The sequence below is a fragment of the Kitasatospora sp. NPDC003701 genome (genome assembly GCF_053587085.1).
The window spans coordinates 23,006-30,833 of sequence record NZ_JBSFNM010000090.1 but is presented as its reverse complement, the minus strand read 5'-3'; the positions used below and the strand labels follow the sequence as shown (position 1 = coordinate 30,833).

The 7,828-nt window shown below is 71.4% G+C and carries 5 protein-coding genes and 1 pseudogene; 4 read left to right on the top strand and 2 right to left on the bottom strand.

The window, feature by feature from the left end; all coding sequences use genetic code 11:
* Positions 1-583: 583 nt before the first annotated feature.
* Together ACWDRR_RS41325 and ACWDRR_RS41320 are read left to right on the top strand one after the other, a co-directional pair.
* Positions 584-1,015 carry a hypothetical protein gene (locus ACWDRR_RS41325; protein ID WP_449777469.1) on the top strand — a complete coding sequence of 144 codons (432 nt, stop codon included), beginning with the start codon at positions 584-586 and terminating at the stop codon, positions 1,013-1,015.
* A gap of 318 nt (positions 1,016-1,333) precedes the next feature.
* Positions 1,334-2,518, top strand: coding sequence for a polysaccharide lyase (locus tag ACWDRR_RS41320; protein WP_449777468.1), 1,185 nt, complete (start codon positions 1,334-1,336; stop codon positions 2,516-2,518).
* A gap of 117 nt (positions 2,519-2,635) precedes the next feature.
* Here ACWDRR_RS41320 and ACWDRR_RS41315 read toward each other — a convergent pair whose 3' ends face one another.
* Positions 2,636-3,058, bottom strand: a complete 423-nt coding sequence (locus tag ACWDRR_RS41315) for a DoxX family protein (protein ID WP_449777467.1) — start codon at positions 3,056-3,058, stop codon at positions 2,636-2,638.
* 371 nt (positions 3,059-3,429) lie between these two features.
* On the opposite strand from ACWDRR_RS41315, the pseudogene ACWDRR_RS41310 reads away from it, so the two are divergent.
* A pseudogene (locus ACWDRR_RS41310) lies at positions 3,430-4,115 on the top strand (ribosome-inactivating family protein); the annotation flags it as partial.
* A 300-nt stretch (positions 4,116-4,415) separates the two neighbouring features.
* On the top strand, positions 4,416-5,345 hold the full coding sequence (locus ACWDRR_RS41305) for a hypothetical protein (RefSeq protein ID WP_449777470.1): 930 nt from the start codon (positions 4,416-4,418) through the stop codon (positions 5,343-5,345).
* A 127-nt stretch (positions 5,346-5,472) separates the two neighbouring features.
* Here the strand turns inward: ACWDRR_RS41305 and ACWDRR_RS41300 are convergent, their stop codons facing one another.
* Positions 5,473-7,668 carry an ATP-binding protein gene (locus tag ACWDRR_RS41300; protein WP_449777466.1) on the bottom strand — a complete coding sequence of 732 codons (2,196 nt, stop codon included), beginning with the start codon at positions 7,666-7,668 and terminating at the stop codon, positions 5,473-5,475.
* Positions 7,669-7,828: the final 160 nt, after the last annotated feature.

The following is a 7,828-nucleotide window of genomic DNA, read 5'->3' as shown; positions in this document are numbered from 1 at the left end:
GACGACTGGGCCCGGATCTCCGGCAAGAAGGGCGAGCGGATCGTCTTCATCCGCACGCTCGTCACCGGGAAGCAGGGCGCCGAGTCCGGCCGCTCCATCGACACCGTCACCAACACCGGGCAGTACCTGTGAGCCGGCCGGTCGGCCTCCCCGGGGCACGGACGCACCTGCGCCACCCACCCAGGACCGGGTATTCGGCGATCGGACACTACCCCCCATTCCCCCCACCGCACGGCTGAATACTGAGGGGGCGCCTCAGGGCGCCACGTACCCGGCCGAAGTAGGTACCCAATTCGGTACCCAACATAATTCCTCCCGGCCAGGCCACCGAATAGTCGGAAGGACCGGTTCGGAAATCCTTCTCTTGAATGTCCGGCTTTGTCGGGTATTCTGCACAGCAAGGCCGATGACAGCAAAAACGCCGAGACCGAGGGCACACAGACCCCGCGTCGTGAGTCCGAGGAAAACGGCCCGGAGCGCCATCGTCGCTCTCGTCCCTCTCCCCCTCCGCAGTCAGCCCCCAGCCCGCACGGCCAGGCCCCTCCCGGGCCGGGCACCTCCTCGAACCCCGTGGAGCCCGTACATGCGCGCACCCGACATCTCCCCCGCCCTGCAGCCGGCCGCCTACCTGTGCAGCCACCCGCAGAACCCGAGAAAGGCGACCGGGGACCGTGAAGCGCTGAGGCACTTCGCCGCCCGCCTCGGCCTGCCCGCTCCGGTGTTCTACCTCGACCACGCCCACCCGTCCTCCTGGGGCCACCGGTCCCGCCCCCAGTTCGAGACACTCGTGCGCGCCGTCATCGACGGCACGCACCGGCTCCTGCTGATACCGGGGCCCTGGGTCTTCTCCGGAGACGACGGTCGCGTCCGCCTGTCGCTGCGGGTGCTCACGGCAGCCGGGTGCACCCGGGTGCTCGCCCTGCCGAGGCAGGTCGCACTCGCACCGCGGGAGCACCCGGCGACCGCCGGCGAGTGCCCCGGGCGAGTACCGGGCCCCAGGCGACCCCCCTCCTGACCGGCGCCTGAGCGAGGCGCGACAGAGCCGCCGGACGACCTCACCGTCGGCCGAGCCTCGGCGCCCGCCCCCTTGCCGGGGGTCCGCCACCGGCGGACCCCCGGCACACGACTGTCGCCTCCGAACCCACCGGTGCCCCGGCGGCATGGATAACGAACAGGTCTCGGATCAGGACGGGACGACGGCACGGCCCTCTGTACTGGCGACCGACTCTCACCGAACCGAGCACACACAAGAGAGTCGGCGCGCCCGCTCAGTTCGTCGCCGTGGACCGCGACATCACAAGATCGCCGTCACGCCTCTGCTCCTGGATGGTTCATGTTCCAACGTCACAGCCGCAGCCGTCGGACCGGTGTACTTCTGGCGGCCGTGCTGGCGGTGGGAGCCGGCACGTCCGTCGGCCCCCTCGCGACCGCGGCGTCCACCACCGTCCCCTTCAACGACGGTTTCGAGTCCGGCAGCACCGCCGTGTGGCCCCGCAAGGGCATCGACGGTCGGGGCGCGGTGGACGTCGTGGCGGCACCCGGTGGTCACGCCGGCAAGGCCGCCCGCTTCACCATGCCCGACGACGGGGAGTCCTACCGCTCCGAGATCGCCACCAGCCGCCTGCCGTACGGCAGTTACCGCTACACCTTCTCCAACTACCTGCCGCAGGACTGGATCTCCTACGAGGCCCAGACCATCGTGTCCCAGTGGCACGGCGGGACGGACACCATTCCGGCGGTCGTCCTCGCGGTCAGGGCGGACCGGTGGGTGATGCTCGTCCACTGGAAACTGGGGTCGGAGCCCGTGAACGAGGTCAGCTACGACCTCGGCCCCGTACGGCTCGGACACTGGAACCAGTGGTCCTTCGACATCACCTGGTCCACCGCGACCACGCCCGGTTCCATCACCGCGCGGCTCGACGGCGCCCAGGTGGGGTCCCACCAGGGGCCCAACAGTTACAACCAGGACACCGCCCCCTATCACAAGATCGGTCTGTACCGGCCGAATTGGAAGGCTTCGAAGGGGTACGTGAGCGGCGGGACACCGCCCGTGGTCGTGTACTACGACGACGTCTCCATCACCCCGCTCTCCCCGACCCCCGGGCAACCGACGGCCGCACCGTCCTCCACCGCGGCGCCGTCCACCGCGCCGGCCGCCACCACCTCCCCGAAGCCCGTGACGTCGCCGCCCGCCCGGCCCTCCGCATCGGAGTCGGCGCACGAGCCGCCATCGGCACCGCCATCGGCATCGGCTTCGACGTCCGCACCGGCCACGGCCACCGCAACCGCCACCGGACCGACGGCGCCCGGAGCCTCACCCGGAACCGCGGGCGACATCCCGGTGGAAGCGGACACGGACACCGACAACGACGCGCGCCCCCTGGCGGAGACCGGCCCCTCCGACCGCACACCGCTGCTCCTCGCCGCCGGTGGCGCACTGCTCGCCGCCGGGCTCCTCCTCGTCTACCGCGTCCGCACGAGGAACGCCACCCGCCGCTCTCACCGCCGGGCGTCCTGAGGTCTGTCCGATCGACGATCGTGCGGCGGTCGAGGTGCATGGGCGGGCGGGGCGGGCCGGGTCGGGTGGACCCGCCCCGCCCCGCCCGCCCCGCTCGCTCCCCCTCCTGACGTCGGGTCAGTTCCGGCGACCGAGCAGCCCCATCGTCTCGGCGCGCCGGTTCCAGGCGACCACGGCCAGCGGCACCATGAAGACGAACGGGGTCCCGGCGTTCTCACCGTGCATCACGGTGAGCTGGGTGACGAACGCGCACAGCAGGAAGACGATCAGCGCCGTCGCGGCCGGCCCGGCCAGCCGGCGGAGCAGCAGGCCGACCGCACCGGCCAGTTCCACCAGTCCGGTCAGGTACATCAACCAGCTCCCCACGCCGATGGCGTCGAACACGGTGGTGGCAGCCGGGAGCGCGAGCAGCTTGGGCAGCGCGCTGGCCAGGGCGAAGAAGAGCGCGAGCAGAATCCGCAGCGTCCAGACCACCCGGACCACGGCCTTGCCGGACTCCGTGGCGGGGGTGGAGGTGGGGACGGGGGCAATGCTGGACATTTCAGGTCTCCCTGGTCGGCTGTCGTTGCTTTCTCAGGTCTGACCGCCCCCGCCGCCGAAACTCATCGGTCCCGGGAGAACCAATTTCCCGTCAGACCCGGTTCCGGCTCCTGCGCGTGCGGTCCCACCTGACGGGGTCGAGGACGTGTTGATCCCGGCCGGACGCACTCCACCGGGACCGCCCCGCCCTGCCCGCCACGGACCGGGACAGGTATCCGAACGGGTGGTTCCACCCTGCCTCGGAGGTCCCCGCGGGACCGAGACTCGCAGACGCCCCCATGCAAGGGGGCTGTGCACCGGGCCCGGCGGATCAGCGTTGACTCCGTTCCCGAGCCCGTCGCTCTCCTCCCTCACCACCGATCGAGGTGAAGATGATCAAATATCGTGCGCCCGTCGGAACGGGTCGTCCATCGACCACCGTGCTGACGCTGCTGACAGTCATCGCCGTGCTCCTGGGCGGCTCGCTCGCGTCGTCGCCACCGGCCGCGGCAGCCACTGATCACCAGGTGCAGTGGCGCTACGACAGGACGGACACCGCATCCGTCCGTGCGAGCAACTACCAGACCATGATCACCAACCTGCGGGACACGGCGCGCTCCTACCGCGGCTCCATGTACCGCACGGGGACCGGCAACACCGAGATCGTCGTCGCCCTGGGCAACCAGGAGCATCTGAGCCTCTACTTCAGCGCAGAGAACATGTACTTCATCGGGTTCCGGTCCCAGGCCGAAGGGGCACCTGCCTACGCGTTCGCCGAGCACGTCGCGCGGGTCGGCGAGTTCACCGACGTGGTCCAGCCACGAGCGTTGCCCATGCGGTCCGACTATCCCGCCCTGCAACGAGTGGCAGAGGTGGGACGCGCCGGACTGGCTACAACTCGGAGTCGATACTCACCGCACTCAGCGACATCCGCGCCTACACCGGGGGCGGAAACGGCGGCGTCACCAATGCGCAGCTGGCCCGTGCCGTACTCCAGGTCGCCGCGGTGACCGCCGAAGCCGCTCGTTTCCATCACATCTCGGAGTTCATGCACACTCAGGCAGGTGCCGACGGCGCGGGAGTCCCCCTGCCCGCCGCTTACCTGGAGGAGGAGAACAACTGGGGCCAGCTCTCCGCCTACGCCGCCGAGGTGAGCCAGGATCCCGCCCACCCGTCGGAGGTGATCGGCCAGACGCGCTACAGCTCGTTCCGAGACGTGGTCACGGTGTTGGCGTTGGCGCTGTCGGCCGCCATCGACCACACCTGCGTACGCTACCGCCCCAGCAAACGATCGGTGCCGTCGCAGACCTGGTCCGACTGGGAGTCCCTCGGGGGCGGTCTGACCGACAGCCCGACGACGGTCAGCCAGGCGCCCGGCATGCTCGACGTCTTCGTCGTCCAGAGCACGGACAACCATCTGTACAAGAAGTCCTACAACGGTGTGTCCTGGTCGGACTACGCCGATCTCGGTGCGCCTGCCGGCGGCAGGATCGTCGGGGCACCGGCGGTGGTGTCACCGGCGAACGGGCGCCTGGACGTCTTCGTCCGCGGCTCGGACAACGCGCTCTGGCACAAGTGGCTCGTCAACGGCACCTGGTCCGACTGGGAGTCCCTCGAAGGCGACCTGGCCGACAGTCCGAAGGTCGTCAGTCGGGGACCCGACCGTCTCGACGTCTTCGTCCAGGGCAAGGACAAGGACCTCCGGGTGAAGACCTGGGTGTACGGCCGGCCCTGGACGGACTGGACAGGCCTCGGCGGTGTTCTGAACGGCGCACCCTCGGCGGTACCGCTGGAGAACGGAGGCCTGGAGGTGTTCGTCCGCGGCTCGGACAACGCCCTCTGGCACAAGTGGCTCGTCAACGGCACCTGGTCCGACTGGAGTTCCCTCGGCGGTGTTCTGAACGGGGACCCCGTGGCGGCACCGCTGGAGAGCGGGGGCGTGGACGTGTTCGTCCGAGGCTCGGACAACGCCCTCTGGAACAGGTGGCGCGTCAACGGCTCCTGGTCCGAGTGGGGGTCCCTCGGCGGAGCCCTGGCCGACGGTCCGAAGGTGGTCGGTCAGGCTCCCGGGAGTCTCGACGTCTTCATCCGGGGCAACGACCGGGACCTCCGGGTGAAGAGCTGGCGAACCGGCGAGCCCTGGACGGACTGGAGGAGCCTCACCGGCGATCTGCGCGGCGCACCTGCTGCGGCGTCGTCGGAGAACGGGCGCCTGGACGTGGTCGTCCGCGGCGCGGACGACGCGCTCTGGCACACGTCGTACGTCGATGACAGCGGGACGGAGTGCGCGGTGCACGACGAGCTGTGAGGGCTGGTCAACCCCGGAGGGTCCGGGGAGTGATCGGATCCGAACAGGGTCGAGCGCCCGGTGGTCGCCATGACCGCCGGGCGCTCGGCCGGTTGTCCGGTGGCTCGCGGGGCGGGTGCCGTTGCTCTCAGGGGCGCGGGGCCTGGTCGTGGACCCAGGCGGCCACCTGGGCACGGCGGGTGAGACCCAGTTTGATCAGGATCCGCTGCACGTGCCCCTGCGCGGTCCGCGGCGAGATGACCAGCTTCGCAGCGATCTGCTTGTCCGACAGCCCCTCCCGCAGCAGGCCGGCGACCTGCTGCTCCCGAGCGGTGAGGAGAGAGGAGACGGCCTTCTGCGCGGGATCGGCGAGCAGCCGGTCGTCCGGCAGGGCCAGCGCGAGGGACTGCCGGACGGTCGAGGCGGCGCCCGTTCGGACGTGCGCCTCGAACCCGGCATCGCCCAGGGCCGTCCGCAACTCCCGCTCGCACTCCAGGTGGTGGACGGCCGGCTGCCCCGCGCCGGGCAGCAGGGTGCCGGTCTGCCGCCACAGGCTCCGGGCGGCGCCCAGGTGCTTCGCCGCCTCCTTGCTGTGCCCCTGCCGTGCCCTCGCCCACGCCATCACCTCCAGCGAACGGGCCACCAGGAAGCGGTCGTGACCGGGCAGCGCGGTGCGAAGGCACTCGCGGAGCACCGTGACGGCCTGCTCGGAATCCTGTGCCAGCCAGTGCCGCAGGGCCAGCGCCCACAGCGCGTGGGGGCGGGCCCACCGCATGTCGTGGGTGTCGCACCGCGCCAGGAGCTCGTGGGCCAGGGCGGTGGCCCGCCGGTCGCCGGCGAAGCAGGCGGCGAGGACGAGGAGATGGAGGGTGGTCCACGACTCCCCGGCGTCGCCGAGGTCCTCGTAGCGGGCGAGGGCATCCGCAAGGAGGTCGACGGCCGTCACGAAGTCGTCCTGGAACAGCGCGCCGAGCCCGGCCAGCCGGCCCGCCGCGGCCAGGCTGCCGGGGTCGTCCGTGGACCGGGCCAGGTCGCCGCACTCGGCGGCTCGAACCCGGCCGCCGGCCGTGTCGCCGGTGAGGAAGGCCAGCCAGCCGTCCGTCCAGAGGGCCTTGGCCCTGACCGCGCTCGGCTCGGTGTCCCGCGCGAGCAGCTGCGCCAGAACGCCCCGGTCCTCCTCCAGACGGCCGATCCCCAACCGGTGGCTGCGAACCGAGGTGATGATCTCCAGGCCCCTGCGTGCCTCCCCCGGCTCGTCGAGGCAGGACCGCAGCGCGTCGCGGATGTTGGGCTGCTCCCGCTGGAGCCGGACCAGCCATTCGGGCTGTTTCGCGGTGAACCATTCGGCTTCCGCACGCCGGACGAGGTCGTGGTAGTGGTCCCGGTGCCGCCGCGCGAGGTCCCCGGGCCGACCGTGCTCCTGCAGCCGCAGTTGCCCGTACTGGCGCAGGGTGTCCAGCATCCGGTAGAAGACCTGGTGGCCGTGCTCCTCGCGGATGAGCACGGACTTGTCGACCAGCCCCGCCACGACGTCGAGGACGGCCGACCGGGGCAGGGACTCGTCCGTGCAGACCGCCTCGACGGCCGTGAGGTCGAAACCGGCGGCGAAGACCGACATCCGCGCCCAGAGCCGCTGTTCCTGCTCGCTGCAAAGGTCGTAGCTCCAGTCGACCGCTGCCCGCAGGGTCCGCAGGCGCGGCGGCGCGGCCCGGCTGCCGCCCGTGAGCAGGGCGAAGCTGTCGTCCAGGCGGTCCAGGATCTGGTCGCAGGCGAGGACCCGCAGGCGGGCGGCGGCCAGTTCGATCGCGAGGGGGACGCCCTCCAGGCGGTGGCAGATGGCGGCCGCGGCCCGGGCCTCGGCGGGCGAGGGCTCGAAGGCCCCGAGGACGGAGACGGCGCGATCGGTGAACAACCGCACCGCGTCGTTGCGCGCCGCCGGTCCGGCGGAGGGGAGGGCCGGCCCGGGGGCGGGGAGCGGGGGGACCATGAGCAGCTGCTCGCCGTCCACGCCGAGCGCCTGCCGGCTGGTGACGATCACCCGCAGGTGGGGAGCGGCCTCCAGGAGGGTGCTGGCGAGGACCGCCACGGCGTGCAGGAGGTGCTCGCAGTTGTCGAGCACGATCAGCGCCCGGCGCTCCCGCAGGTACGCCGTCAGCACTCCGATCGGCGGGCGGTCGGGGGCGGGCCGTGACCCGAACACGGCCAGGACGGCGGTGCCGACCGCCTCCCCCGTCTCGCAGGCCGCCAGGTCGATCAGCCAGGTGCCGGCCGAGAACGAGCGCCGGAGGGTGTGGGCGAGCTGGACGGCGAGACGGGACTTGCCGATGCCGGCGGGGCCGGTCATGGTCAGCAGTCTGCTCCTGGTGACCAGTTGTCGAGCGAGTGCGAGCTCCTTCCGCCGTCCGATGAAACTGGTCGTGCCTGCGGGGAGATTCCCCTGTCCCGTGTGCACTGCCGCCCTGCCTGTTCTCTGGTTCGGGGTACCGCGGCCGCCACATCCCACC

Excerpts from the sequence above, each read along its gene's own strand:
- ACWDRR_RS41325 (WP_449777469.1), top strand. The coding sequence starts at position 584 with ATGCGCGCACCCGACATCTCCCCCGCCCTGCAGCCGGCCGCCTACCTG.
- ACWDRR_RS41320 (WP_449777468.1), top strand. The coding sequence starts at position 1,334 with ATGTTCCAACGTCACAGCCGCAGCCGTCGGACCGGTGTACTTCTGGCG.
- ACWDRR_RS41315 (WP_449777467.1), bottom strand. The coding sequence starts at position 3,058 with ATGTCCAGCATTGCCCCCGTCCCCACCTCCACCCCCGCCACGGAGTCC.
- ACWDRR_RS41305 (WP_449777470.1), top strand. The coding sequence starts at position 4,416 with ATGCTCGACGTCTTCGTCGTCCAGAGCACGGACAACCATCTGTACAAG.
- ACWDRR_RS41300 (WP_449777466.1), bottom strand. The coding sequence starts at position 7,668 with ATGACCGGCCCCGCCGGCATCGGCAAGTCCCGTCTCGCCGTCCAGCTC.